Source organism: Streptomyces mirabilis, from assembly GCF_018310535.1.
In the GTDB taxonomy this organism is placed as follows: Bacteria; Actinomycetota; Actinomycetes; order Streptomycetales; family Streptomycetaceae; genus Streptomyces.
The window spans coordinates 1,750,970-1,777,108 of record NZ_CP074102.1 but is presented as its reverse complement, the minus strand read 5'-3'; the positions used below and the strand labels follow the sequence as shown (position 1 = coordinate 1,777,108).

General features: G+C 70.7%; 23 protein-coding genes and 1 pseudogene. 4 read left to right on the top strand and 20 right to left on the bottom strand.

All coding sequences use genetic code 11. The features are described from left to right. The 16 genes from SMIR_RS07875 to SMIR_RS07805 form a co-directional block, all read right to left on the bottom strand. Positions 1–648 carry a PIG-L deacetylase family protein gene (locus tag SMIR_RS07875; RefSeq protein WP_168496505.1) on the bottom strand — a complete coding sequence of 216 codons (648 nt, stop codon included), beginning with the start codon at positions 646–648 and terminating at the stop codon, positions 1–3. After that, the gene (locus tag SMIR_RS07870) at positions 645–1,439 is read right to left on the bottom strand and encodes a sugar phosphate nucleotidyltransferase (RefSeq protein ID WP_168496507.1); all 795 of its coding nucleotides are present in this window, start codon (positions 1,437–1,439) and stop codon (positions 645–647) included. Before SMIR_RS07870 ends, SMIR_RS07875 begins: the two co-directional genes overlap by 4 nt. After that, positions 1,436–2,671, bottom strand: a complete 1,236-nt coding sequence (locus SMIR_RS07865; protein WP_168496509.1) for a class I SAM-dependent methyltransferase — start codon at positions 2,669–2,671, stop codon at positions 1,436–1,438. The genes SMIR_RS07870 and SMIR_RS07865 overlap by 4 nt, the downstream gene beginning before the upstream one ends. Further along, positions 2,668–3,909: a glycosyltransferase gene (locus tag SMIR_RS07860; protein ID WP_168496511.1), complete on the bottom strand. Its 1,242-nt coding sequence runs from the start codon at positions 3,907–3,909 to the stop codon at positions 2,668–2,670. Before SMIR_RS07860 ends, SMIR_RS07865 begins: the two co-directional genes overlap by 4 nt. A gap of 2 nt (positions 3,910–3,911) precedes the next feature. Further along, the gene (locus tag SMIR_RS07855) at positions 3,912–5,216 is read right to left on the bottom strand and encodes an O-antigen ligase family protein (protein WP_168496513.1); all 1,305 of its coding nucleotides are present in this window, start codon (positions 5,214–5,216) and stop codon (positions 3,912–3,914) included. Between the two features lies 1 nt (position 5,217). Then, positions 5,218–6,765 (bottom strand): right-handed parallel beta-helix repeat-containing protein, encoded by a 1,548-nt coding sequence (locus SMIR_RS07850; RefSeq protein ID WP_168496515.1) that lies wholly within the window; start codon positions 6,763–6,765, stop codon positions 5,218–5,220. 8 nt (positions 6,766–6,773) lie between these two features. Then, on the bottom strand, positions 6,774–8,732 hold the full coding sequence (locus tag SMIR_RS07845; RefSeq protein ID WP_168496517.1) for a heparinase II/III family protein: 1,959 nt from the start codon (positions 8,730–8,732) through the stop codon (positions 6,774–6,776). Continuing rightward, positions 8,729–10,921: a bi-domain-containing oxidoreductase gene (locus SMIR_RS07840; protein WP_212726807.1), complete on the bottom strand. Its 2,193-nt coding sequence runs from the start codon at positions 10,919–10,921 to the stop codon at positions 8,729–8,731. Before SMIR_RS07840 ends, SMIR_RS07845 begins: the two co-directional genes overlap by 4 nt. Positions 10,922–10,938: 17 nt before the next feature. After that, positions 10,939–12,873: an asparagine synthase (glutamine-hydrolyzing) gene (gene asnB / locus SMIR_RS07835; protein WP_212726806.1), complete on the bottom strand. Its 1,935-nt coding sequence runs from the start codon at positions 12,871–12,873 to the stop codon at positions 10,939–10,941. A 3-nt stretch (positions 12,874–12,876) separates the two neighbouring features. Continuing rightward, entirely contained in the window at positions 12,877–14,397 is a 1,521-nt protein-coding gene (locus tag SMIR_RS07830; protein ID WP_168496523.1) for a Wzz/FepE/Etk N-terminal domain-containing protein, read from the bottom strand. After that, complete coding sequence (locus SMIR_RS07825) at positions 14,394–15,764, bottom strand: Wzz/FepE/Etk N-terminal domain-containing protein (protein ID WP_168496525.1); 1,371 nt, start codon at positions 15,762–15,764, stop codon at positions 14,394–14,396. The genes SMIR_RS07830 and SMIR_RS07825 overlap by 4 nt, the downstream gene beginning before the upstream one ends. Next, positions 15,761–17,026, bottom strand: coding sequence for a glycosyltransferase family 4 protein (locus SMIR_RS07820; RefSeq protein ID WP_212726805.1), 1,266 nt, complete (start codon positions 17,024–17,026; stop codon positions 15,761–15,763). The genes SMIR_RS07825 and SMIR_RS07820 overlap by 4 nt, the downstream gene beginning before the upstream one ends. Continuing rightward, complete coding sequence (locus tag SMIR_RS07815) at positions 17,016–18,332, bottom strand: nucleotide sugar dehydrogenase (RefSeq protein WP_168496529.1); 1,317 nt, start codon at positions 18,330–18,332, stop codon at positions 17,016–17,018. The genes SMIR_RS07820 and SMIR_RS07815 overlap by 11 nt, the downstream gene beginning before the upstream one ends. A 73-nt stretch (positions 18,333–18,405) precedes the next feature. Continuing rightward, the gene (locus SMIR_RS07810) at positions 18,406–19,884 is read right to left on the bottom strand and encodes a sugar transferase (protein ID WP_168496531.1); all 1,479 of its coding nucleotides are present in this window, start codon (positions 19,882–19,884) and stop codon (positions 18,406–18,408) included. Between the two features lie 801 nt (positions 19,885–20,685). After that, a complete protein-coding gene (locus SMIR_RS44280; RefSeq protein WP_282190329.1) occupies positions 20,686–20,817 on the bottom strand; it encodes a hypothetical protein in 132 nt (43 codons plus the stop codon). 272 nt (positions 20,818–21,089) lie between these two features. Then, a complete protein-coding gene (locus tag SMIR_RS07805) occupies positions 21,090–21,500 on the bottom strand; it encodes a Scr1 family TA system antitoxin-like transcriptional regulator (protein WP_349636897.1) in 411 nt (136 codons plus the stop codon). On the opposite strand from SMIR_RS07805, the gene SMIR_RS44890 reads away from it, so the two are divergent. Both SMIR_RS44890 and SMIR_RS07795 read left to right on the top strand, forming a co-directional pair. Beyond that, positions 21,393–21,767, top strand: a complete 375-nt coding sequence (locus SMIR_RS44890; RefSeq protein WP_422664410.1) for a helix-turn-helix domain-containing protein — start codon at positions 21,393–21,395, stop codon at positions 21,765–21,767. The genes SMIR_RS07805 and SMIR_RS44890 overlap by 108 nt on opposite strands. Before the next feature lie 56 nt (positions 21,768–21,823). Next, positions 21,824–22,054, top strand: a pseudogene (locus tag SMIR_RS07795) (IS630 family transposase); the annotation flags it as partial. Between the two features lie 30 nt (positions 22,055–22,084). Here the strand turns inward: SMIR_RS07795 and SMIR_RS07790 are convergent. From SMIR_RS07790 to SMIR_RS07780, 3 genes are read right to left on the bottom strand one after another with little or no spacing between them, the layout of a single operon-like run. Then, positions 22,085–22,753 (bottom strand): dihydrofolate reductase family protein, encoded by a 669-nt coding sequence (locus SMIR_RS07790; protein WP_212726804.1) that lies wholly within the window; start codon positions 22,751–22,753, stop codon positions 22,085–22,087. Beyond that, the gene (locus SMIR_RS07785) at positions 22,753–23,325 is read right to left on the bottom strand and encodes an SRPBCC family protein (RefSeq protein WP_248003167.1); all 573 of its coding nucleotides are present in this window, start codon (positions 23,323–23,325) and stop codon (positions 22,753–22,755) included. Before SMIR_RS07785 ends, SMIR_RS07790 begins: the two co-directional genes overlap by 1 nt. After that, on the bottom strand, positions 23,309–23,671 hold the full coding sequence (locus SMIR_RS07780; protein WP_168496535.1) for an ArsR/SmtB family transcription factor: 363 nt from the start codon (positions 23,669–23,671) through the stop codon (positions 23,309–23,311). The genes SMIR_RS07785 and SMIR_RS07780 overlap by 17 nt, the downstream gene beginning before the upstream one ends. Positions 23,672–23,925: 254 nt before the next feature. Here SMIR_RS07780 and SMIR_RS07775 point away from each other — a divergent pair, with 254 nt between their 5' ends. Then, positions 23,926–24,105 carry a hypothetical protein gene (locus tag SMIR_RS07775; RefSeq protein ID WP_212726803.1) on the top strand — a complete coding sequence of 60 codons (180 nt, stop codon included), beginning with the start codon at positions 23,926–23,928 and terminating at the stop codon, positions 24,103–24,105. Positions 24,106–24,373: 268 nt separating this feature from the next. Here the strand turns inward: SMIR_RS07775 and SMIR_RS07770 are convergent, their stop codons facing one another. Continuing rightward, positions 24,374–24,538: a hypothetical protein gene (locus tag SMIR_RS07770; protein ID WP_212726802.1), complete on the bottom strand. Its 165-nt coding sequence runs from the start codon at positions 24,536–24,538 to the stop codon at positions 24,374–24,376. Positions 24,539–24,662: 124 nt separating this feature from the next. Between SMIR_RS07770 and SMIR_RS07765 the strand changes: the two genes are divergently transcribed. Next, positions 24,663–26,129: a WGR domain-containing protein gene (locus tag SMIR_RS07765; RefSeq protein WP_212726801.1), complete on the top strand. Its 1,467-nt coding sequence runs from the start codon at positions 24,663–24,665 to the stop codon at positions 26,127–26,129. Positions 26,130–26,139: the final 10 nt, after the last annotated feature.

The following is a 26,139-nucleotide window of genomic DNA, read 5'->3' as shown; positions in this document are numbered from 1 at the left end:
TCAATCCCCCAGGTCGAGAGTGAGTTTGGTGACGGCGAACGCCTCGGCGTAGCGCGCGTGGCTTTCGATGCCGCGGATCCGGGCCAGCCCGAGGAAGGCTTCCCGGTCGTACCAGGGCCGGTGCCGCTGCGAGGGGTAGTGCTCCTGCAGCAGCCGCACCTTCTGTTCGGCGATCTCCGGGGACAGCGGCTGGTACGCCACCGGACGGCCGAGATCGCCGTCCCACTTGACGATCTCGTAGCGGAGCACGAGGTGGTCGCGGAACGCGGTGGACACCAGCTTCGCCAGGCCGCGGTGATCCTGGTGCGCGTCATCGGTGCGCGGGGCCAGTACGAGATCGGGCTCGGTCTGCGCGCGCAGCTCCTCGACCGCGGCCTTGGCCTCCTCCCAGTGCGCGGGCAGCCGGCCGTCCGGCAGCTTGAGCACGGTCAGCCGCAGGTCGGCGCCCGGGCAGAAGGCGGCGAGCGCGGCCCGCTCCTCCTGCTCCCGCTCGCTGCCGCCGCCGGAGAGCACCAGCGCGTCGACACGGATACCCGGTCGGGCCTGGCACAGCGTCAGCAGCGTGCCGCCGGCGCCGATGGCGATATCGTCGCAGTGCGCGCCCACCGCGACGATCCGGTCAAGGGGTCCGGCCCCGAGCCGGATCACGCTCCGACTCCGGCACTGTTCCGCTCCCACACGGCCCACGGACGGTCGCCCCGGGCGTAGGAGTCGTCGAGCGCGGCCCGCTCCTTCACGGTGTCGGTCGGCTTCCAGAAGCCGCGGTGCTGGTGCGCCACCAGCCGCCCGCGCTTGGCCAGTTGGGCACATCCGTCGGCGACCAGGTCCCCGTTCTCCGGTATGTGGTCGAAGACCTCCTGGCGGAGCACGAAGTAGCCGCCGTTCTCCCACAGCGGCAGTTCGCTCACCGCGGTGATGCCCCCCACCAGGCCGTCCTCGCCCAGCTCCACGCAGTGGAACGAGGACTGCGGCGGCACCACCATCATCGACGCACCGGCGTCGCGCCGGGCGAACCGGTCGATCATCTCCGGCAGTGGGGCATCGGTGAGCACATCGGCGTAGTTGGCGAGGAACATCTCGTCGCCGTCCAGATGGTGCCGCACCCGGCGCAGCCGCTCCCCGATCGGCGACTCGATGCCGGTCTGCGCGAACGTGATCGTCCAGTCCGCGATGTCGGTGGACAGCAGCTCGGTCCGACCGCCCCGCAGCACGAAGTCGTTGGACGCCGTCTCCTCGTAGTTGAGGAAGAAGTTCTTGATGTGGTGAGCCCCGTACCCGAGACACAGGATGAACTCCGTGTGCCCGAAGTGCGCGTAGTAGCGCATGACGTGCCAGATCAGCGGTCGCGGCCCGACCATCGCCATCGGCTTGGGCACGTCGTCGGAGGCTCCGTTGCGCATGCGCATCCCGTAACCGCCGCAGAACAGAACGACCTTCATGACTTGACCTCGACAATGCTCAGTTCCGGGATCGGAAAGACCAGCCGGCCGCCCCAGTCGTGCACGAAGGACAGTTGCTCGACCAGCTCGGCCCGCAGGTTCCATGGGAGGACGAGGACGTAGTCCGGCTTGTCGGCGGCTATCTGCTCGGGCGGCAGGATCGGGATGCGGGTGCCCGGGGTGAACCTGCCGTGCTTGTAGGGGTTGCGGTCGACCGTGTACGCGAGCAGGTCGGGCCGGATGCCGCAGTGGTTGAGCAGGGTGTTGCCCTTGCCAGGGGCGCCGTAGCCGACGACCGTCTCGCCGCGCTCGGCCGCGTCGATGAGGAACCGCAGCAGGTCCCGGCGCACCTTGGCCACCCGGGCGGAGAACTCGGTGTACCCGGACAGCTCCTGCAGTCCGGCGGCCTTCTCCCGGTCCAGCACGTCGGCCACCCGCCGGGTCGGCTCGCCGGCCACCTCGGCCGGCCGGGCCCACAGCCGGATCGAGCCGCCGTGCGTAGGGAGCAACTCGACGTCCACGAGCGCGAGTCCGCCGCTCGCGAGGGCTCGGGTCGCGGACGCCACCGTGTAGTACTGGAAGTGCTCGTGGTAGATCGTGTCGTACTGGTTCTCCTCGATCAGGGTCAGCAGGTGTTGCACCTCGATGGAGACCCAGCCGTCGTCGGCGACCAGGGCGCGCAGCCCCTGGGTGAACCCGACCACGTCGGGGATGTGCGCGTACACGTTGTTGGCCACGACCAGGTCCGCCGGGCCGTGCTCGGCGCGGACGGCCGAGCCCGTGTCCGGGGACAGGAACTCCGTGAGCGTGGGCACACCCGCGTCCCGTGCCGCGGCGCCGACGTTCACCGACGGCTCGATGCCGAGGCAGCGGATCCCGCGGTCGACCACGTGCCTCAGCAGGTACCCGTCGTTGCTCGCCACCTCGACCACGAAGGCGTCGGTGCCGAGACCCAGCCGCTGTACGGCGTCGGCGACGAACGTGCGCGCGTGCTCCACCCAGGAGGTAGAGAACGAGGAGAAGTACGCGTACTCCTTGAACGTCTCCTCCGGCGTGATCAGCGGCGGGATCTGCGCGAGCCAGCAGTCGGTGCAGACCCGCAGGTGCAGCGGGTACGCCGGCTCCGGCTGGTCCAGTTGGTCCGCGGCGAGAAAGCTCTCACACGGTGGCGTCGCCCCAAGATCGACGACGCTCACCAGAGCTTCCGAGCCGCAGAGTCGGCATCGTGTCATCTGCTGTCCCCATCCCCCCTGCTCGCGCGGGTGTCCCCACCGCGAGCCATTGCTGACCGACCCGCGATGGCGGTGCGGTACTCCTCCAACAGGCGCTCCAGGCCGACGGCCGGGCTGAAGTCCTGCTCGTAACGGCGCCGGGCCGCCTGGCCCATCTCCCGGTTGCGGGCCGACTCGGCCGTGATCCGGCGCAGGCAGGACGCGAGTGATGCGGACTCGCCCGGCAGGTGCAGAAGCCCGGTCACCCCGTCCTCGACGAGTTCGACGAAGGCGCCGTGACCGGCGGCGACGACCGGGACCCCGGCCGCCATCGCCTCCACGACCACCAGGCCGAACGCCTCCAGCCACGTCGAGGGAGCCACCACGGCGACCGACCGCGCGATGGCCTCCCGGCACTCCGCCGTGTCGTAAAGGCCGACGTACCGGACGTCGTCCCGGCCCGCCGCCCAGGCGGTCACCTCCGGCTCCAGCGGCCCCGTACCGGCGATCACGAGCGGGACGCCCACTCCGCCGTCGGCGGCGAGTTCGTCCCACGCGGCCATGAGCAGCCGCACGCCCTTGGCCTCCGCGAGCCGGCCGAGATAGAGCAGATGCTCGCCTGCGCCCGCTCGGCAGGCGCCCGGTTCGGGCACGAAGTTGTGCTTCACCGCCAGTCGCTCGGGTGGCATGCCGGCCCGCACCAGGACGTCGCGCTGCGCCGCGGAGATGCAGAAGAACCGCTCCACGCCGGACCACCACCGGCGCCGGTTGACCGACATGCTGACCGCGAGCGGCACCGTCGCGAGGCGGGAGTTCCGGTAGCAGCCGTGCCGGACGGCGGGCAGCGGCGCGGATCCGACGCACTCGGTGCACGGCCGGCCGTCCCGCTGCAGCGTGCCGGGCGGGCAGACCTGGGTGTAGTTGTGCAGCGTGGCGACGGCGGGCACACCGGCGTCGGCACAGGCGGCGAGCACCGCGGGCGACAGGAGCGGGAAGACGTTGTGGACGTGCACCACGTCCGGCCGCTCGGTGCGCAGAAGGGCGGCGAGCTCCGTGCGCACCGCCGGGTTCCACGGCACGAGGAGCGGCACCGCGACCTTGCCGAGGAGGGAACGGGAGCCGATGTCGTCGCTGCGCCGCTCGAACACCTCGACCCGGTGGCCGGCCGCACGCAGCAGCGCCACCTCCTGGTCGACGACCTTGTTCTCCCCGCTCGGCTGCGCGGAGGCGTAGCGGTTGTGCACCACGAGGACGTGCATGCTCAGGTCACCTCCGATCTACGGGCCCAGCGCGGGATGTGTCGTCGAGGGACTTCGGGCATCGGGAGGGCAGCGGCCTCGGCGGGTGCCGCCAGCAGCGCGGCGGCCAGGGCCAGATGAAGCAGATACGGCGAGGCGTCGCCGAGACCGGCCTCGGTGTACGACGCGATGGCGCAGTAGCTGATCAGGAAGATCGCGCAGGCCCTCTGCAGCGACGGTGGCCGCAGCAGCGCGACGCCGCCCAGCACGATGATGATCGCCGCGACGAGGGTGACGCCGATCAGACCCTGCTCGTTGTAGACGGCCAGCCAGCTGTTGTCGATCGGCAGCCCGCCGAACGACTTGTCGCCCAGGCCCACGCCGAACACCTGCTCCGAGGTCGACCGGGGTGCGGCCAGCAGGGCGTTCCAGACCTTGGCCCGGCCGGTGAGACTGGAGAAGTTCTCCTGGCTCTGTCCGCGCAGGAACCACGACTGCAGCGCGGAGGCGAACCCGACCGCGGCCACCACGGCGCACAGCACCGCCCAGGTGAAGAACCGGCGGGCCGCGGCGCTGGTCAGGATGAGCGAGCAGATCGCCAGGGCCAGTCCGATGAACAGGCCGAGCGTGGCCGTCCGGGTATGGGTCAGCGCGAGCAGCACGAAGGACGGCACGATGACCGCCACGGCGCTGGCCCTGTCGGTCCGGCGGCCCAGGACGAGCAGCACGGTGAGCCCGATGATCACCGCCGCGTACTGCCCGATCTGCGGCGGGGTGAGCGGCCACAGCGCGCCGACGAGGCGTCCGCCGTAGAGGCCGGGCAGGGCCGCGCCCGGTGAGACGACCAGGCCGGCGGCCACCGACGCGAGCACCGCGAAGTACATCCGGATGTGGTGGCGGACGAACGTCAGGCTGCCGTCCCACCAGCGGCTGAGCAGCCACAGTGTGCCGATGAAGAGAGCCAGCCGGAAGCAGCGGAACAACGCGCCGAGCCCGGACTCCAGGCTCGCGCTGGAGATCACGCTCGACACCAGCAGCAGGGTGAGCAGGAGCACGTAGGCGCTGGGCCGGATGCGCAGCCGTTGGTTGACCGCGAGCGCCAGCGTGAACGCGGCGACCAGCGAGCCCATGGTGACCATCTGGATGAGGGAGCGGGGCAGCGGGACGATGGTCTTGGCGCCGGCGGAGCCGAGCGTGTTGAGGACCAGCAGCCCCCATACGATCCCGACGATCCTCGGTGTGCCGGCCGGGCGCGCTTCGGCGCCGGGTCGCGTTCCCGCCGTGTCCGGTCCGCCCGGCAGGCCACCGCGCGTCAGGTCGCCGCCCATCTCAACCACCGGCCTGTAGGTCGAGGGTGCTGCCCTTGTCCTGCAGGTACGGCGTCGCCTGCCACTGCCCGAAGTCGAGCACCCGGCTCTGGTCCTGGGCGACGAACTTCCATGGCCCGACGTAGGTGTTGTCGTGCCAGCGGTTGTGCTGCTTCTCGGTGATCGCGTCGGCCACGCCCTCGCCCTGGTACGGCGACCAGTCCGGATAGGTGCCGTAGTTGGACAGCACCGCCATGCGGTCGCACTTCTCCGCGCACTTGACGACGGACTCGTCGAGCACGAAGCGGTTGCCGTGGATGTCGACCCGCTGGGTCTTCCACCGGCAGTCGGAGTAGAGGGGTGCCTTGGCGATGGCCGGCTTCGCGCAGCTGGCGGTCTTCTTCACCAGCAGGGTGCAGTCACCGGACGAGGTGTTGGCCGGGCTGTTGCAGAACCGGTCGGCGTTCTCCCAGAGGGTGATCCCGTTCCAGTTGTCCTCCAGCACGTTCCGGTAGATCTCGATCTTGTCGGTGCGGGCCGGGACCCGTGGTTCGCCCCCGGACTCGGACAGGTAGACGGTCGCGTACGGGAAGTTGTCGCCGCTGTCGGCCGCCTTGCGGCCCTCGACCCAGTTGTTCCGCCGGATCGTGTTGTCCCGGATGACCGCGTTGTAGCTGGTCTCGTAGATCAGTGCGGCACCGTCGTTGGCCTCGATCACGTTGTTCTCGATGCGGAAGTCGTTGTTGTCGGTGTCCGCCCACAGCCCGGGTCCGCGGTTGTCGTGCACCCAGTTGCCGCTCACGTCGGCGCCGTTGACGGCCCAGAACTTGATGCCTCCGGTGCAGCCGCAGCCCTTCCGCCGCCGCTCCCAGTCGCCGGTGTTGTTGCCCACGATCTCGTTGCCCTCGACGACCAGGCCGGTGATGCGGCCGTTGCCCTTGTACGCGTTCATGCCGTACTGGCCGTTGTCGCGCAGGCAGTTGGCGCGGACCTGCTGGCGGGCACCGGCCATCAGCCCGGCGCCGGAGTTGTCCTGGATCGTCGTGTGTTCGATCACCCACCCGTCGGCCGAGTCGTGGTTGACGACGCCTTCGTCCTGCGGCGCGACGAAACCCTGCACGGTCAGATAGCGGATGGTGACATCGCGGGCGGTACCGGCGAACGCGTACTGGTTCTTCTTCCGGCCGTCGAGCACCGCGCCCGGCGCACCCAGGTAGTGGTCCCCCTTCTTGGGGATGACCTGGGCGTAGCGGTCCGGGTCGAGCCTGTGCCTGCCAGGTCGAAGCCAGAACGTGGTGTTCGGGGGGCTGCTCTTGGTCTTCGCGGCCAGGTCACCGACCACCGCGGGGTCGACGGTCACCGCGCCTGCCGGCGCCTTCGCCGGCCCGGCCGCGGGGTGGGCGCACACCCGGGCCACGGATCGGGCCGCGGACGCGGCGGATGCAGATGCGGATGGCGCGGCCTTCGGGTCCGCCTCGGCTCCCGACGTGCTCTCACAGCCGGTCGTCGTCAGCAGGGCCAGCGCCAGCGGTGCCGCCGCCAACGCCCAGTGCCGCCTCTTGATCCCCACGCGCCCCCCTAGCCGTGGAACCTGAGCACGGTGGTGAACCCGTCCGTGCCGTCGGCGAAGCCGGTGCCGACCAGCGTGGTGGTGGGTTCTTTGCGCCCGAATCCCGCGGAGTACCAGCCCAGCGGCGGTTCGGTCTCGCCGCGGTGCGCCTGCCAGGACAACTGCCCGGGCAGGTCCAGCACGGCGGAACGCCCCTCACCGTCCCGGATCCAGGTGAGCACTGCCCGGTGCCCCACCAGGTCCGCGGCGACGGCAGGGCCGAGGTGGAACGCCAGGCGCACGGCCCGGCGCGGGCCGCGCACCTCGTCGACCACCCGCAGCTCCTGGCTCGCGGCCGTCAGCTCCACCCGGCGGCGGTGCACGGAGCCCTGGTAGCCGTCGTGCTCGGCACACCAGCGGGCCACCCCCTCGCCGGACGCGTCCGCGACCAGGACACGGCTGCGGGCATGCCGGGTCCACAGGAACGGGCCGCCGGAGACGGACTGGTCACCGCCGTCCAGTTGGACGGTGTTGTGGCCGAGGGTGGACCGGAAGTACTGCCGCCACTCGGGCTGCCCGTGGTAGCAGTACGTCCCCGGGTCGGCGAGCACGTCGACCCCGTCGTGCCGGACCTCCACGGACAGCGCGTCCGCGTGGGCGTGCGCGGCGATGGACAGGAAGCCGTGCGGACCTCCGTCGCAGCGGGCCCAGATCTCCCCCGGACCGCGCAGGACGGTGAGCCCCGCGTCGGCGAAGTGGGTCGGTCGGCTTGCCGGGCGGGTCACGGCCGATGCGGTTCCGCTTTCCGGGTACGGCCGGATGAGCGCGGCCAGCAGCGGGGTACGCACATCGGCCCCGGTCACCGTCGGCCACCAGGCGAGCCGGCCGAACACGGCGTCGCCGGTGGCCAGCAGCGAGGCCCAGCGGTCGGTGCCCGCGCCGTCCACCACCAGACCGTGTCCGTCGTCCGCGTCCCCCTGACGCGGCGGCCGCAGCCGGTTGTCCACGACGGCCGCGAGCGCGTCCGTCATCCGCAGCAGTACCAGCCGGATCGACTCGGGGACCGGCACGTCGGCGGCATCCGCCTCGGCCACCGCGGCCAGCCCGAGCTCCAGCACAAGTCCGTGGTACTCGGTGGCCAGCTCACGGTTGAGGCCGGAGTCGAAGGTGTTGCTGTGCAGCTGCCGCTCCAGCGACCGCAGCGCGCCGGCTCGCCAACGCGCCGAGGAGGGGAACCAGTCGAACGCGCAGGCCGCGGCGAACTGCCCGGCGGTCTCGGCGATGACGTGGTTGTTCGCCGAGGACCCCCGGCTGGGGAAGGCGGCCAGCCAGCGCTGGTGGTGCCAGATCTGGTTCAGCGCCACCGGGTTGCCCTCGAACAGCCCGGTCGCGCCCGGCCAGCCGTCGAGCAGCCGCCGGATCCACACCCAGGACAGCAGCCGGATGCCCAGCTCGATGCCGCTGATCCAGTGCACACCGCGCAGCGGTGGGTTGGCCGCCCACCACGACCGCAGATGCTCGGCGACGCGCTCGGCGTACCGCTCGTCCCCGGTGACCGCGTAGGCGGCGGCGAGCACGGTGAGGTACTGATGCCGGGACAGCTCCCAGATCTGTTTGATGTCCCCGACCACGTCCTCGTTCCGGTACGGCACGTCGAAGGCGTAGCCCCACGGAGCCCGGCGCCCGGTCTTCGGGTCGCACCACCAGTCCGGGTCGTCCAGGTCGTCTCGGACCACCCCGAAGAACTCGGCGTGCCCGTACATCAGCCGGTCCGCCTCGGCGACGAGCCGTTTCGCGGCGTCCGGTGGCACCGCGGCGACCGTTCCCGCGGGCAGGACCGCGGTGAACCGGGCGCCGGTCACGCTCGGGCAGTCCGGCCGCGCCGACCGCCACCGCCGCCTGCGTACGGCGTCCCCCGCCCGGCCCGCGACCTCCCGCGGTCCCATCCGGGACAGCCGCCGCAGGTACCAGCCCGCGCTCATGGTCATCGCGTCCCCGCCAACGCCACCGGCACACCGCCGGCCAGGCCGGTCTGCACGGCGAGGGTGGCCGAGGTGGTGGCGACCAACGACTCCAGCGGCACCGGCATCGGCCCACCGGTCCGCACGGCCTTGATGAACGCGGCCAGCTCGGCGGACTGGCCCTTGTCCCGGGCCTTGGGCAGCCGCGAACTGACCCATTTCTTACGGCCGTAGACCGAGGCACGGACGAAGTCGTCGAGCCGCAGCACCTTGCCGTCCGCGACCAGGTCCAGCGTCTCCTTGGGGAAGCCGGGTGCGCCCGTGGTGACGTAGCTGATGGTGGCGGTGGACCCGTCCGGGTAGCGCAGGAGGACCTGCAGGTCCTCGTTGCCGGGCGCGGCTGTCGCGTACACCGATATCGGGTCGGCCTCCAGCAGCCAGCTCGCCGTGTCGATGAAGTGTCCGCCCTCGCCGGCGAACCGCGAGCCCTCGGTGCCCTGTCGCAGGTACCAGCTGCCGTGCTGCAGCCGGCCCGCGTTGACCAGGTAGCGGAGGCTCGCCGGACCGGTCCGGGCACCGAACCGCTTCCTGCTCTCCTGCAGCAGCGGCGCGAACCGGCGGTTGAAGCCCACCTGCAGCCGGTCGTTGCCGGACTCCTCCACCGCCGCGAGTACGCCGGCCAGCTCGTCCTCGGTGAGGGCCAGGGGCTTCTCCACGAACACGGTCTTGCCTGCCAGCAGTGCTCTGCGGGTCAGTTCGGCGTGCGAGCTGTGCCGGGTGACCACGAACACCGCGTCGATGGATTTGTCGCCGAGCACGGCGTCGAGATCGGTGGTCGCCTCGGCGAAGCCGAACTTCCGCTGCGCGTTGGCCGCAGACAGCGCCGTGGTGGTGACGACTGTCGACAGCTCGACGCCCTCACGCTGTGCCAGGTGCGGCAGCAGCATCGACGTCGCGTAGTTTCCCGCGCCGACGAACGCGAGGCGCACCGGCGTCCTGTCGGCCCGGGCCCGGGTGGACGCTCCGCCGCCGGATCGCTTCACCGCGGGCACGACGATCGCCGGGGTCCCCGCCTCCTCCGCCTCCGCCTCGGGTTCGGGGTACCGGAACAGCACGGCCACGGCCTTGAGGTCGCCGTCCTTCAGCCGCCGGTACGTGTCGACGGCGTCATCGAAGTCTGCGATGTGGGAGACCAGGGGCTCCACGTCGACGCTGCCGCGGGCGAGGAGATCGAGGAAGCACGCCAGGTTGCGGCGCTCGGTCCAGCGCACGTAGCCGATCGGGTAGTCCCGCCCCTCGAGCTCGTACTCCGGGTCGTAGCGCCCGGGGCCGTACGAGCGCGAGAAGCGGACGTCGAGCTCTTTCTCGTAGTACGCGTTCCACGGCAGGTCCAGGCGGCACTTGCCGATGTCGACGACCCGGCCGCGGTCCCGGCAGAGGTGGGCGGCCAGCTCGACGGGCTGGTTGCTGCTGCCGCCGGCGGCCAGGTACACCTGGTCCACGCCGTGACCGCCGGTGAGTTCGGCGACGGCGGCTTCCACGGCCGCGGACGCGGGATCGCCGCAGGCCGCGGCGCCCAGGCGCTCGGCGAGTTCGCAACGCACCGGGTCGGGGTCGGCTCCGACCACGCGGACTCCCGCGGCGGCGAGCAGCTGCACCACCAGCTGCCCGATCAGCCCGAGGCCGATGACCAGCGCCACCTCGCCGAGCTGCGGTTCGCCCTGGCGGACGCCCTGCATCGCGATCGACCCGACGGTGCCGAAGGCCGCGTGCCGCGGGGCGAGGCCGTCGGGGACCGGGGCGTAGAGGTTCTTCGGCACCCAGTTCAGCTCGGCGTGCAGCGCGTGCTCGTTGCCGGCGCAGGCCACGAGGTCGCCGGCCTTCACGTCCTCGATCCCGGCACCGACCTGCTCGACCACCCCGCACAGCGAGTAGCCCAGCGGCGTGTAGGAGTCCAGCTTGCCCATCACCTTGCGGTAGGTGGCGGGCACCCCGTTGGTGGCGACGCTCTGCATGACCTTGGCCACCTGGTCCGGCCGGGAGCGGGCCTTGCCCAGCATCGACATGCCGGCCTCGGAGACCTTCATGAGCTCGGTCCCGGTGGAGATCAGTGAGAAGGCGCTGCGGACCAGCACACCGCCCGGCTTGCACCCCGGCGTCGGAACGTCGAGCACCGCCAGCTCGCCGCTCTTGTAGTTCTGTACGACCTGCTTCACCCGAGAACTCCTGATTCCTAAGCCGTCAACCGAGTGCTCTGGCCGGACCCGGAGGTCGCGTCGCGATACCAGTACTCGAGGGTCAGTACGTGCCACAGATGTTTGGAGAAGTCCCGCTGCCCGGCGGCGTCCTCGGCGACCATGCGTGCCAGCGCGTCGCGGCGCAGGAACCCGGAACTGACGAGCAGGCCGTCGTTCACCACCTCGCGCACCAGCGGTGCCAGGTCCCGGCTCATCCAGGCGCGCAGCGGGGCGCTGAACAGGCCCTTGGGCCGGTAGACGATCTCCCGGGGCAGGACCGAGGTGGCCGCCTCCTTGAGGACGGCCTTGCCCTGTCGTCCGACGATCTTGCGATCACCGGGCACGGCGAACGCCGCCTTGACCACCTCGACGTCCACATACGGCACCCGTACCTCGGTCGACGCGGCCATGCTCGACCGGTCCGTGTAAGCGAGGTTCAGGCCCGGCAGGAACATCCGGGCGTCGGTCAGGCACATGCGGTTGACGAAGTCGTCGAGGTCGTTGTCCTGGTAGACGTCCGCGTGTTCGGTCAGCACGTCGTCGACGGTCCCGGCCAGGTCGGGATCGAGAAGGGCGAGCAGCTCGTCCTGGTCGTACATGGTGTAGCTGCGCCGGAACGCGGTCTCCTCCGGCAGATCGGAGAAGGAGAGGAACCGCTTCGCGAAGCGCACCGACCGGTACCCCCGGCGGGCCGTGGCGACCGGCAGCCGGTCCACCACTCCGGACACCCCGCGGCGCAGTGGCCGCGGGACGCGCTGGTAGCGCAGCGCGAGCAGGTTGGCCAGGTGCTTGCGGTACCCCGCGAACAGCTCGTCGGCCCCCATCCCCGAGAGCATCACCTTGACCCCGGCCTCCCGGGCGGCCGTGCAGATCAGGTACGTGTTGATCGCGGCGGGGTCGCCGATCGGCTCGTCCAGGCTGTACGTCATCTGCGGCAGCAGGTCGAGCACGTTCGGGGCGATCTCGATCTCGTGCAGGTCGACGCCGAACTGCTCGGCGACCTGCCGGGCGTAGCGCAGGTCGTCCGGCATCGCCTCGAATCTGGCGTCCTCGGCGCGGAAGCCGATCGTGTAGGCGGAGATCCCGGGTTGGTGGCGGGCCGCCAGCGCGGTCAGGTAGCTGGAGTCGAGGCCGCCGGAGAGGAAGGTCGCCACGGGTACGTCGGAGAGCAGGTGGCGCCGGGTCGACTCCTCGACGACGGCGGCCAGGTCCGGCCGCTCACCGGCCAGGGCTCGGTCCCGGCCCTCGGCGGCGACGTCCTTCAGGTTCCAGAACCGGCCGCGCTCCACCCGGCCGTCGGGCCGGCACCGCAGCCAGCTCCCCGGGGGCAGCTTCTCCGCTTCGCGGAACGCGCAGCGCGAGTCCGGCACCCAGTAGTACAGCAGTGAGGCCACCAGCGCCGCTTGGTCCACCTCCAGCGACCCGCCGGTCGCGGCGGCGAGCGCCTTGAGCTCGGAGGCGAACATCAGGCCCCCGCCGCGCCGGAGCAGGAACAGCGGCTTGATGCCGAGCTGGTCGCGGGCGAGCACCAGGTCACCGGTGCGTTCGTCGAAGATGCCGAACGCGAACATGCCGCGCAGCCGGGACAGGCAGTCCGTGCCCCAGCGCCGCCAGGCCTCAAGTACTACCTCGGTGTCGGAAGTACCGCGGAAGCGCACCCCGGTGGCCGCCAGCTCGGCGCGCAGCTCGGGCGCGTTGTACAGCTCGCCGTTGTACGTCAGGGCGAGGCCGTCCGAGACCATCGGCTGGGCGCCGGTCTCGGACAGGTCGATGATGGCCAGCCGGCGGTGCCCGAGCTGTACTTCGCCGTCACCGACGGGGTGACCGTAGCGGCCCGCGCCGTCCGGGCCGCGGTGGGCGAGGGTGTCGGTGAGCCGGTCGGTCACGGCCTTTCCGTCCGGCCATCGGTAAGTGCCTGCGATGCCACACATGTCCTACCTCACCTCCTGGTCGTCGTCCGGGACCCGTGCGGCCCGTATCGGCTGCCGGTCCGCGCGCCGCCGGCCCGTGCCGTTCTGCAGGACCGGCCGCTCGCTCCGGCCACGCAGCGCGGTGTGCAGTCCGTCCCACAGCGTGCCGTCGGTCCGGTCCCGCGGATCGGGGTCGATCAGCACCACACCGATCACCGGAATGCGCTGGTCCGCGAGCTGCCGCGCCACGGTGTGCAGCCAGGCGGCGCTGCCGTGCCCGGCACGCACGACGAGCACGGTCTGGGTTCCGAGGTACTGGAGGTCGGTCCACGCCGTGCCGGGCGCCACCGAGCCGACGCCGATCCGCTGGTCCTGGGGCGACACGGCCGCGGCGTGTTCACCGCCGACCACCGTGGGGTCTCCTGGCTTCGGGCGGCGGCGGGCGAGCTGCGGGCCGGGGAGACCGTCGACGACGACCACCGGCCCGTCCTCCGCCAGCGCCCGGGCGAGGCCGAGGGCGATCACGGTCGTGCTGCGCGCGCAGCCCAGTTCCAGCAGAGACAGCGGTTCCGCGGAGCCGCGCGCGGTGCGGGCCAGCGTCGTGGTGAGCCGTTCGCGTGCCACCCGGGTCCGCCGGCGCTGCCACAGCCTGCCGGAACGGCGGGGCAGCTCCGCGATGACCGAGGCGCCGAGGTTCCCCGCGATGTCCCGGCGCAGCACGGGGCGGTCCGCCACCACCACGCCGACCGCGGCCAGCGCGAGCCCGAGGAAGAGCCCGAGGACAAGTCCGATCACTCCGTTGGTGACGACGGCCTTGGGCAGGGAGTGCCGCACCGCGCGCGGAGCGTCCACGATCTGTGTGCCGGCGACGAGCTGGGGCGCGCCGACGCGCGCCTCCTCGGCGCGTTGGCCGAAGTCGGAGATCTGCGAGGTGAGTTCGGCCCGCCGGGCGAAGAGCGACTCGATGTTCGCCGCGTCCTTGGGGTCGGTGTCGGGCGACCGGCCGCCGATCTCCTTGTTCACGTCGGCGAGCTCCGCCTGCATGCGGTCACGCTGGTCGAGCAGGCCCTGGGCGTTGGCGTTGGCGATGCCCTGTATGCGCTTGGCGTGGTCCGCGACGAACGCTTCGGCCAGTGCCTTGGCCCGGGCCACCGCTTCCGCGTCGGTCTTGCCTGTCACATCGATCTGGAGGACGTTGTTGGTCAGTCCGGTGCCCCGGTAGTCCCGCATGAAGTCCTCTGGATTTTCCGAGGACTTGAGGATCCGGAGGGCCTGGCCGGCGATCCGCGACGTCACCAGCAGCTGGGCGTCGGTGCGGATCAGCGTTCCGGTGTCGTTGGGCTGGTCCTCCTGATGCGCGACCAGCACCTTGGTCACGGCGGCCGGTGCCGGCGGCAGCAGGACCGCCACGGCCGCGCCGATCAGCAGTCCGAGCAGCGCCATGGCGCCCCACAGGCGGCGGCGTCTGCGCACCGCGACCACCAGCGCCTGCAGGTCGAGGAGCGGAGTGGCGGCCGACGACTCCGAAGTCGTGCTCGTCGTCACGCTGAGTCTCCTGTCGCGTGGCCGTGAACCGCGAGCGCCAGGGTGGCCTCGTCAGAAGGGCGGTCGGCAGTCCGCGCCGGGCGGGGGCGGACCGTGCCGGCGACGACGACGCCGACGAGCTCGTGCCCGCCGTCCGCACACGCCTCGGCGATGCCGGCGAGTTCCCTGGCGGTCCAGCTCCCCGCGCTGAGGACGGCCAGGGCACCGGACTCGGTGTCGCGGTCCGGCACGATCGGCCGGTCCACCGAGACCTCCACCACCCGCAGCAGCGGATCACTGGTGGCCTCGGCGGCGAGCTGCCCGGCGGCCAGCCGGGCGACCTCGTCGCCTTCCGGTACGACGACCAGCAGCCGCCGGGGGGCGGGCAGTTGGTCCCGGAGGCGGGCGCACACCCGCCGGTAGCGGATCCGCCTCTCGGCCTCGTCGCCGGACCGCTGCGGGGTCGGTATGTCCCATCGGGTGTCGATGCCGAGAAGCCGGCGGAGCCGGGTCCGTGAGCCACGGCCTTCGGGGCGGTGCCCGCGCCGTTCACCGGGCACGTCGACGGTGCCGAGGAACGGCGAGCCGAGCGCCGCGGCGATCTCCGGGTCGGTGCGCAGCCGGCGGCTCACGCGTGCGGCGGCGAGATGGCCGACGACCGCGAGCAGGAAGAACAGCAGCGCCCCGGCGGCGATGAGCTGTGTTCTCGTCGGGGCTGCCGCGCCGGTCGGCCGGGGCGCCGGCCCCATGACGACCAAGCTGGCCTTGGCGGTCGCCGGGTTGGCCTCCTCCAGCTTCTTCATGGCGTCCTGCAGCCCGGTGCGCAGACCCTCAAGCTCGGTGCGGGCCTGCACACCCTCCACGGTCTGCCCCGGATCGGCCGCTTTGGCCAGGTCGGTGATACGGCGGTTGGTCTCCGCCACCTGCTTCCGCAGCGCCTCTGTCGCCGTATCCGCCTCGGGGTCGGTGCTGCCGCCCGCGATGCGTACGGCGAAGGTGACGAACTGCTGGGCCACCTGGTCGGAGAGCCGTTGCGCGCGCTCCGGGGTGTCGGCCGTACCCGAGATCTTGATGATGTTCCCGTCGTCGGCCTTGGCGCTCACCTGATCCCGCAGGTCGGCGCCGCTGACGCCCTTCCAGCCGAGCGTGGCGGCCACGCGGTCGACCACCGTCGAACTGGTCGCGATGTCCACCTGGGTCAGCAGTTCGCGCTCTTCCCACTGACCCGGCAGCAGCACCGATGCCTCTGCCGTGTAGCGCGGCGGCAACAGCAGCACCGAGGTGCCGTAGCCGAAGAGCGCACCCACTACGGCGAGTACGGCGAGAAGCCGCCACCGCCGACGGAGAATCCGTCCGATCGTGACCAGGCGGATCGTGTCATCACTCAATGGTGCGGCCTCTTCCCCGTACGGACCGGCCCACGTGCCGACACCGGGGCATGGTCCCGGCAGGCGGCGGCATAGGCGGCGAGCAGCGACGCTTGCGAGTTCCGCCAGGAGAGCGGGCCGCTGATCCGCTCCTGGCCGATCCTGCCCATCCGGGCCCGCTTCTGCGGATCGTCGAGGAGCAGCGCGATGAGCTTGGCGAACTGGGCCTCGTCGTCGTCGGGCGCGTAGAGGGCGGCGTCACCGGCGGAGACGCGCGCCTCCCGGAGGTCGAACGAGACGATCGGCCGTCCCATCGCCATGTACTCCAGGACCTTGTTCATGGTCGACACGTCGTTGAGCGGATTGCGCGGGTCGGGGGAAAGGCACACGTCCGCGGTGCACAGGTAGCGCACCAGGTCGGCGTCCGGGATGCGCCCGGTGAACTGCACCTGCTCGGAGAGACCGAGCCGCCGGGACAGCTCCACCATCGCGTCGAAGGCATCGCCGCCGCCGACGAAGACCGCGTGCCAGTCGGTCCGCCCGAGCTCGTCGCGCAGCTTCGCGAGGGCCCGCAAGGCGTAGTCGACGCCGTCCTGAGGACCCATGACGCCGAGGTAGCACAGCAGATGAGGCTTGCCGCGCTTCAACTCCGGCTCCGGCGGCACCGGTTGGAACCGGTCGGTCGCGGGCGCGCTGCGCACCACGAAGACGTCCTCCGGCCGCCTGCCGCCACGACGCAGCGCTACGTCCCGATAGCTCTCGTTCGTGGCGAGCACGATGTCCGCGGCCCGGTAGGTCCGCCTCTCCAGCGCGCACACGGCGCGGTAGAGCAGGTCTTCGCCGCGGTCGAACCGGGAGAGGTACAGCTCGGGTACCAGGTCGTGCTGGTCGAAGACGAACCGCGCACCGCGCCGCTTCATCCACAGTGCCGGCAGGAACAACAGGTCGGGCGGGTTGCAGGCGTGGACCACGTCGACCGGGCCGACCCTGCGGGCCAGCCGGACCGTGTGCCACAACGCCGATCCGTACTCCCGCAGGTAGCCGGCCGGCCCTCCGGTGGCCGCGCGCAGCGGATAGCGGTGGATCCGCACCCCGTCGATCACGGCCTCCGGCTCCGTGTCCCGCTTCGCCCCCCGGGGACAGATGACGTGCACCTCCCAGCCCGCGTCGCGCAGCGTCGTGCACTCCTGCCACACCCGCCGGTCGAACGGCACCGACAGGTTCTCCACCAGAATCAGCGCGCGCCGGCCCTGCCCGTCGCCGCTGCTCGCGTTACCAGGCAAGGCCCATGTACCCCGGTTCGGCCCGGCGCGCCTCGGCGTCGGGAAGGTGGATGAGGTCGACGATCACCGGTCCGCCCGCGTGGGGCAGCGCCGCCAGCACGGCCGGATCCCTGGTCCCGACCAGGCACACCTCGGCGTGGTCGAGCACCTCGTCGACGGAGTCCGCGAGCAGTTGCGCGAGATGCGGCAGCCGGCTCTCGATGTACTCGCGGTTCGCGCCGAGCAGCCGGGAGAGGCTCACATTGGCGTCGTAGATCTTGAGGTCGTAGCCCTTGCCGAAGAGCCTCTCCGCCAGCTCGACGAGCGGGCTCTCCCGGAGGTCGTCGGTGCCGGGTTTGAAGGACAGTCCGAACAGGCCCACCCGGCGCTTGCCAGTGCGCTCGACCAGGTCCACCGCGCGTTGCAGATGGTCGGAGTTGGAGGCCAGCACGTGGGAGAGGATGGGCACCGAGACGTCGGCCCGCTGCGCCGCGTGGACCAGGCTGCGCAGGTCCTTGGGCAGGCAGGAGCCGCCGAAGGCGAAGCCGGGCCGCAGGTAGGCGGGGCTGATGTTCAGCTTGCGGTCGGCCAGGAACACGTCCATCACCTGGTGCGAGTCCACCCCGAGCGCCTGGCACACCGCGCCCAGCTCGTTCGCGAAGCCGATCTTGAGTCCGTGGAACGCGTTGTCCGCGTATTTGATCGCCTCGGCCGTCGGGACCGGCACCCGGAACACCTCGCCGGGCAAGCCGTCGTACAGCGCCATCACCGCATCGCCGCTTGCCGCATCGAGCTCGCCGATGACGGTCTTGGGCGGGTCGAAGAAGTCCCGCACGCTCGTGCCCTCGCGCAGGAACTCCGGGTTGACCGCGACCCCGATGTCCACCCCGGCCGTGCCGCCGACGTACTTCTCCAGGATCGGTACCAGCAGGTTCAGGCAGGTGCCCGGGAGCATGGTGCTGCGGAACACGACGGTGTGCCGCCCACCCCGCTCGGCCAGCGCGGCGCCGATCTGCTCGGTGACCCGCTCCAAGTACGTGGTGCACAGGCTGCCGTTGGGCTCCGACGGCGTGCCCACGCAGACCAGCGACACCTCGCTGCCCATGATCGCCTCGCGGACGTCGGCGGTAGCGCGTAGCGCTCCGGTCCGCACGACCTCGGCGATGAGCTCGCCGATACGTTCCTCGACCACCGGGGCCTTGCCGTCGTTGACCAGGTCGACCTTCACCTGGTTGACGTCCACCCCGATGACCTCGTGACCCATGCTGGCCAGGCACGCGGCCGACACGCAGCCCACGTAACCGAGACCGAAAACGCTGACTCTCATGACCCGTTCCTCCCCCCGAGCAGGCCTTCCCGGCCTGCGGTCCGCGCGCCGGCCGGACGGCGACACCTGCGCATCAGTAGGCCCCCTGCCCATAGAGCACCGCACGCAGCGTCTTCCACAAGATCACTGTGTCCAGGGCGAGCGACCAGTCCTCCACGTACCGCAGGTCCAGCCGAACCGCCTCCTCCCACGACAGGTCGCTGCGTCCGCTGATCTGCCACAGGCCGGTGAGTCCGGGCTTGACCAGCAGACGCCGCCGGATGTCCGGGCCGTACGCAGCGGACTCCTCCGGCAACGGAGGCCGCGGACCGACGAGCGACATCGATCCGGTGAGCACGTTGAAAAGCTGCGGGAGCTCGTCGATCGAGTACCGGCGCAGCACTGCTCCCACCCGGGTCACCCGCGGATCCCGGCGGAGCTTGAACAGCAGGCCGGCGCCTTCGTTGCGGTCGGCCAGCTCGGCACGTGCCCCGTCAGCCCCGGCGACCATGGTGCGGAACTTGAGAATGGTGAACTCGCGGCCGTCCTTGCCGACCCTGCGCTGGCGGTAGAACGCCCCACCCCGACTGTCCACCAGCACGAGCAGCCCGACGAACACCATCAGCGGCGCGAACAGCATCAGCAGGATCGCTGCGCCCATCCGGTCGACGACCCCTTTGATCGCCCGGCGGCCCCCGGTGAAGGTCGGCATGCTGACCCGCAGCAGCGGGATCCCGAGCACCGCGTCGATGTGCAGCCGCGGGCCGGCCACCTCCATCAGCACGGGGGCCACGACCATCTCGGCGTCGCTGCCTTCGAGGTTCCAGGCCAGCCGCTGCAGCCGGTCCGGTGACCAGTGCGGGTCCGGTGTGATCGCGACGACACGGTAGCCGTCGCGGTGGACGTGGCCCGCGACGTCCGCCAGTCGGCCGACGACCCGCACTCCGTCCAGTTGGTCACCGTCGAACCCGAGACCGTCCGTCGTGCACACCGCATCCACCCGCCAGCCGAGGTGCGGGAACTTACGGGTTCGGGTGATCAGGTCGCGCACGGTGGCCGGGCTCCCGGCAGCGAGCACCGGTCTCAGGCACCTGCCTTCCTTGCGCTGTTTGTGCAGCCAGAGGCGGAGCAGATACCGCTCGGTCATGGTGACGAGCGCGATGGCGGGGACCGCGACGAAGATCCAGAGCTTGATGTTGCGCGAGGTCAGAGCGATCCCACCGAGCGCCAGGACGACCGTTGCCGTGAACAGTGAGCGTCCGAGCCGACGGAATTCCTCGGCGCCCTGGCCGAGCACGGCCGGAGCCCACGACCGGCTCACCGCAAGCGTCCCCAGCACCAGCAGCTCGGTGCCGAATGCGAGAATCCCCCACTTCTCGTGCCAGTTGGCCGCGTCCCGGGCCCCGAAGAAGTTACCGATCGCCGCCACCACGAAGGCGGTGGCCACGGTATCGCTGGTGATCACGGCACGGCGGTACCGCTGCTCCCATTCGATCGCGGGCTGTCTGATTGCGCCGTTCGCCAGACGCTCGCGCGCCGACGGAAACGGGCCGACTAGTCCCCCTTGCGGCACAGAACCCCCCAGGTCCCCAGTGACTCGACGTGTTCGCCCAACACTGTTCCTCGCCCCGGGAGGCCCCCGCCCCCCGCGCCGCGCTGTTCCTCCCCGCGGGAGGCCCCCGCCCCCCGCATGACATCCCGGCTATTTCAGAGCTACTTGAACAACCCACCCTGGCGGCAGCGGACTCGCATGTCCTGCCAGACTCTCGAGGCGCACGGGACCCGTCGCAACCTCGGGCGCTCCCCGCACCCAAGGCCCCCGCTCGGGCTCCAAGAATTGATCACCCCCACGTCTGGCGCCGGGGACGCGACTGCTGGCTTTCGGTAGCGCCGGACCTATAGATCATTATTGGTCGCCTCGTGTCCGAACGGCTGAAGCATGGTCAATCTAGACCATCGGGGCCAGTATGAAGAGAGGGATGTATGTAATTTGTGCTCGAGTTGTGAGGCTGGATGCACCGATTGGTTACCGCCTATGGGTGCCTTGACGCCACCGCGCGCTCCAGCAGCTCGCCCGGCCCCCGGGCGCGGCTTCTGCGCGGTAGTGATCGGCGAGCTGCAGCGGGCCCTCCGCGGCGCCCGGTTCGGGAACAACTTCCCGCTGTTCGTGCACTACGGCGTGCCCCTGTGGGTGCCCGAGGTGGGCGGGGCGATCGACCCGGACAGCGAGGCGCATGACTGGTCAACAGACGCAGGGCCGCCCCTCCGAGCGAGTCGTCCTGATCCTCCGGCTCCGCTTCGGCGAGTGTGAAGGTGCCTTCGTGCCGCAAGGACAGGACTCGATTGCGCTCATCGACGACGACCGCGCCCGTCGTCACGAGGGGGCAGCGCCGGCTGTGGCGCAGGTCCCGCGCTGTGCGTGGTCGCGGGCGGCGGCGTAGGTGGGCATCAACGCCATCTGCTCGTCAGGGTGTTCGTAGATGTAGTGGGACAGCTCCCGGACCATCTGGTCCTCCCGGACACTCGCGGGGCACCGAGCCCGTGGCGTTGCGTGTAGATCCACAGAAGCCTTCGCGTGACGTCTGCGGCATCCCGGAGGTAGACGAAGGCGCCGAACGACGGGGTCTCCGCGGTCGGACGGCTCTGCAAGTCGAGGAGCCGGTACCCCTCGCGGAACAGCTCCCGTAGTCCTCGTCCCCGTCCGCCCCGGATCCTCACCGAGCAGAAGGTTGAGGTGCCCGACGATCTCCGGCAGGGAGGTGTCAACTTGCCCGGCGTTCACCCCAGGGATTCGATGGCTGCCATGACGAGTTCGGGTGCCGCCGGGCCGTAGACGGCTAGTTCGGCCAGATCCGTGAACGTCCGGGCATACATGGCAAGTTCATGCTTCTGCGTGACGGCGAGGTGGGCCGAGACGAGTTCGACGTGGACCGTGTGGCCGTCATACAGGAAGAAGCCTTCGACGGGCCAGAGGCTTGAACGGTCGGCGTCCTCAGGAATGATGCCGATGCTCACCGAAGGCAGCGCCATGGCGCTGAGCAGATAGCCGAGTTGGCCGGCCATCATGTCCGCTCCGCCTATGTGCTTTCGGAGTGCTCCCTGCTTCCAGCAGGATCGCGAACGTGTGGTTGCCGTACACGATCTGCTGCTTCTCCACACGCACCTCGACGGCCGCCGCCACGTCGTCACCTGCTGGTGCCCCTCCTCGCACTCCTCGAGGAGCGCTCGGTGACCAGGTCGGCGGAACGGGTCGGGCTGTCGCAGCCCGCCATGAGCCACGCCCTGACCAGGATGCGGCGTCTGCTGGGCGACGAGCTCGTCGTCCGGCAGGGCAGCGGCGTCACGCTCACCCCGGCGACGGTGAGGGCACCCCGGCTTCGGGGCTGGACCGGCTGGCCTCGGTCAACCTCATTCCCGCCGGCCGGCCACGGGGCGACCCAGCTGCTGCCAGGGTGAGTGAGCGGTCGGTAGGACGCTGGCGTCGGCAGTGGCGGGAGCAGGGCGAGGAAGGTGTCCGGTCGAACGAGGAGTGGCTGACCGTCTTCCACTTTCCCGCCCACGCAGCCGACCTCAACCCACAGGAAGGTATCTGGTCACTGGTGAAACGGACCATCGGCAACCTCGCCGCCACGAACCTCCACCAGCTCGCCACCGCAGTGGAACACAGCCTCAAGAAGACCCAGTACCGTCCGCACTTCATCGACGGCTGCCTCGCGGGCACCGGCCTGGCCATGGACAGCTGACCCAACCAAGCCGACATCACGTATTCAAGTTCAGTAGCGTTTCACGGCGGTGTAGGTCAGGTGGGTCACCCGGGACGATGCGTCCGTGCGGGTCTGGTTCAGCGCGAGGCGGGCGGGGTCCACGCGGTCGAACAGGCGGATACCGGTGCCGAACAGCACGGGCGCGAGCGTAATCGAGAACTCGTCGATCAGGCCGCTGTCCAGGTACTCCTGGATCGTCTCGGCGCCCCCGGCGATGCGCACGTCGCGGTCGCCGGCGGCCTCGCGGGCCTGGAGCAGCGCGCTCTCGATGCCGTCGTTGACGAAGTGGAAGGTGGTGCCGCCCGGCCGCTCCCACGGGTCACGCTTGGTGTGGGTGACGACGAACACCGGGGTGTGGAACGGCGCCTCCTCCGGCCATGCCAGCTCGCCGCCGTCGAACATGCGCTTGCCCATGACGCTCGCGCCGGTGCGCTCGTACGTCGCCCGTGCGATGTCGTTGTCGAGTCCTTCCTCGCCGCCCTCACCGAGCTTGAGGTTCTCCCGGAACCACCGCTGCGGGAACAGCCACGCCTGCAGCTCCGACCACTTCGTCATCCAGCGCTGGACCCTCGGGTCGTTCTGGCCTTCGGGCGAGAAGACGTCCTCGACGGGCACGGCCTCCGGCGCCATGAAGCCGTCCAGTGACATCGTCACACTGAAGAACACCTTCCCGGCCATCAGCGCACCGTCCCTTCCTGCCCGGTCTCCTGCTCGGTCATGGTCTCGCCGGCGGTCGCCGGCCCGCGGCCCGTGGACCGCTCGCGGGCGACCTCCGTGACGTAGGCCGCCAGGTTGCGCAGCGTCTGCTCGCCGCCCTCGATCGCGTGGTACTTCTCCACGGCTTCGTCGCGGAGTTCCTTGGTGGGGAACACCGTGCGCATCACGATCCGGGTCTGCTCGCCGGCCGGCTCGAAGGTCAGGACCGACTCGAAGGCGTTCGGGTCGTCGCGGGACTCGCCGTGCAGCAGCGCGATCCGCTCCGGCGGGACGATCTCCCGCCAGGTGATCCACTCCTGGTAGTCGGTCCCGTCCGGCCCGTGCATCACGAAGTCCCACGCCCCGCCGACGCGGAACTCGAAGGACCGCGTCGTGGTGGTGAAGCCCTCCGGTCCCCACCACCGCGACAGGTGCCCAACCCGCGTGAACGCCTCGAACACCAGCTCCCGCGGGGCGCCGATCACCCGGGAGATCACGACCTCGCGGTCCGCGGACGTGTGCGCAGCCTCGCCGCCGCTACTGGTCGTCGCCATCGTGTGGTCCCTCCTGCCTTGCCTGCTTCAACTCCTGCACGTACTCGTCCAGCCGGTCGAAGCTCTCGCTCCAGAACCGCTCGAAGCCGCCCACCCACTCGTGGACCGGCCGCAGCCCGCGGGCGTCCAGGCCGTACAGCCGCTGCCTGCCCGCCCCGCGGACCCGCACCAGCCCGACCTCCCGGAGGACCCGCAGGTGCTTGGACGCCTGGGGCTGGGTCATCCCCAGGTCCCGCGCCAGGTCGGTCACCGGCCGCTCGCCGCCCCGCAGCAGTAGCAGGATCTCCCGCCGCTGCGGTTCGGCGATCGCGTTGAACGCGTCCGAGGTCGTCGCCGCTCGCGCCATGGCGCCATCGTATGCCTATATCGGAATGTGTCAACGCCCCGTCGCCCGGCCGCATCACAGGAGGGGCTGTGTGACGAATGACGGGCTGGAACTGTCAGGCCGGTGGAAGACCTCGCAACGGCCGGGTGCCTGAAGATTCTCCCTACGCCCGTGACTCCTGCCGCCTCTCCATGCCACTGATCTGGCGCTTGCCGGTCAGGGGGCCTCTGGCGTTGGCCCCTCGATTCCACGGGTGAGAGCAGGACATCGGCCCGGTGCCGGTCCTCGCGCTGGTCGCGCAGGGCTCGGTCGACCGCACGGAGTCGGGCGAGGGCGGTCGGCTCGCGGTCCTCCACGTCGTAGGTCACCGGCAGGGTGACCAGATCCAGGCACTCGGTGAGCAGTCGCCGGGTGGCGTCGCCGGGGTGGGGGCCGCGAACGCGGTGGTCAGGTAATGCCGACGCGGGCCTCCAGGGGCTCGTCGAGGACGTGGAGATCGCGCAGGCCGGTGAGCACGTCGTCCCCGGGGGTGCGGCACAGCACCGCGCACATCTCCAGCCGGAAGTCCCGGACCTCGTCGGCGCGGAGCCCACCAGGGCGTACCGCGGGTGTGTCGGGAACACGGGCGGAGTCCTCGGCGGAAGCGGATTCTTTCGGCAGCTGGAATTCGGCCCCGACCAGCTTCCGGCCGGCCGGGGCGAACCGGAGGACGTCCGGGCTGTCCTACAGCCAGTCCCGGTTGCCGAAGGCGTCCGCGAGGAACCGCTCACGTTCCTTCGCGTCCGCGTAGTGCGCCACGTCCACAGAGTTGCTTGTGAAGCGGGGGGTGATGTGCAGCGGATCGTCCGTCACCGTCGCCCGGTACTCGTTGTCGAAGGTCAGTTTCATGGTCTGTGCTGCCTCATGTGATCTGTACGCGGTCCCACCCCGGCGTTGTCAGTGGTGACCACTAGTTTGGAGTCACTGGAAGACGGCCGAACCGGCCGACCGGGCCTTTGGGGAGGGGTGTGCTGTGTCCGCTGCGCAGGCACGACAGTCGGGGAACACGACGTATCTGGAGCTGTCCCAGGAAAGCGGCGGTGCCCACAAGTTCTACGAGGTGACGGTCGAGGGGACCACCGTCTCCGTGCGGTACGGACGGATCGGTGTGGACGGGCAGCGTCAGACCTCCGCGTTCCCGACCGTGGAGAAGGCGAACGCGGCGGCGGCGAAGAAGATAGCGGAGAAGGTGCGAAAGGGGTACGCACCCGCCGTTCGAGGGCAGCGCGCGGCCCGGCCCGTGACGCACCGTCAGGTGACGTCGGCCCCGTCCACGGCGCGGGCGACGGCCCCGGTGCTGTGGCGGTTCCGTACGGGCGCCTCGGCGTTCGGCATCCATGTCGACGAGGACCGCTGCTGGGTCGGCAACCAGCACGGCAGCGTCTACAACCTGAGCCACGACGGTGAGGTGTTGGCTCACTACTCCCTGCCGGACGGTGTGAAGTGCCTGGTGGCGGACGACTTCTGGATCTACGCGGGCTGTGACGACGGCCGGGTGTACGACCTCTCCTCGAAGGTGCCGTTCGCGGCCTACGAGATAGCGGCCGAAGTGGACATCTTCTGGCTGGACATCCACGCGGGCGTGCTGAACGTCTCCGACCGCAACGGCGGTCTGACGGTCATCGACCACGAGGACGAGCTCCAGTGGTCGCGCAACTCGTCCGGGGACAACGCGTGGATGGTGCGGGCCGACGACCATGCCGTGTACCACGGGCACAGCCGCGGTGTGACGGCCTACGCGGCGGACGGCACCAGCCAGCTCTGGCACACCGCGACCAGCGGCAATGTGCTCTTCGGATGGCAGGAGGAGAACGCGGTCTACGCAGGGACGGGACGGCGGGTCGTCCAGCGGCTCGCCAAGTCCGACGGGCGGATCGAGGCCTCCTACGCGTGCGACGCCGCGGTGTACTCGTGTGCCACGTCCCCCGGCGGGCGGTACGTCTTCGCGGGCGACTCCGCCTCCTCCGTCTACTGCTTCACCGCCGACGGCACCCGGCTGTGGAAGCTCGGCACGGGCGGCGGCTCGGCGCTGTCCATGCAGTACCACGACGAAAGGCTGTACATCGTCTCCACGGACGGCTCGCTCGCCTGCATCGACGCGAGCGAGGCCGCGATCAACGCCGCCCAGTCGGGCACCGTCCCGGTCGCCGCGGACATCAAACTGGCGGCCGCCCTGCCGACGTACGCACCGCTGACCACCGCCGCCTCCGTGGCCACGGTCAGCGCCGTCCCCGCACCGGGGAGCGGGGTCGTCGTGGAGTGCACTCAGGAAGGAGGCCGAGTGCGCGTGCACGTGGTCTCCGAAGGCTACGAGCCGAGTTGGAACGTCCAGTTCCCGCGTGCGATACGCCAGCCCGGCGCCCGCTATGTGGTGGACGCGCTGCACTCCTCATCGGGTGGTTTCTACCGGGTGCGTGGAGAGATCAGGCGTCTGGTGTGAGGGGCGGGCG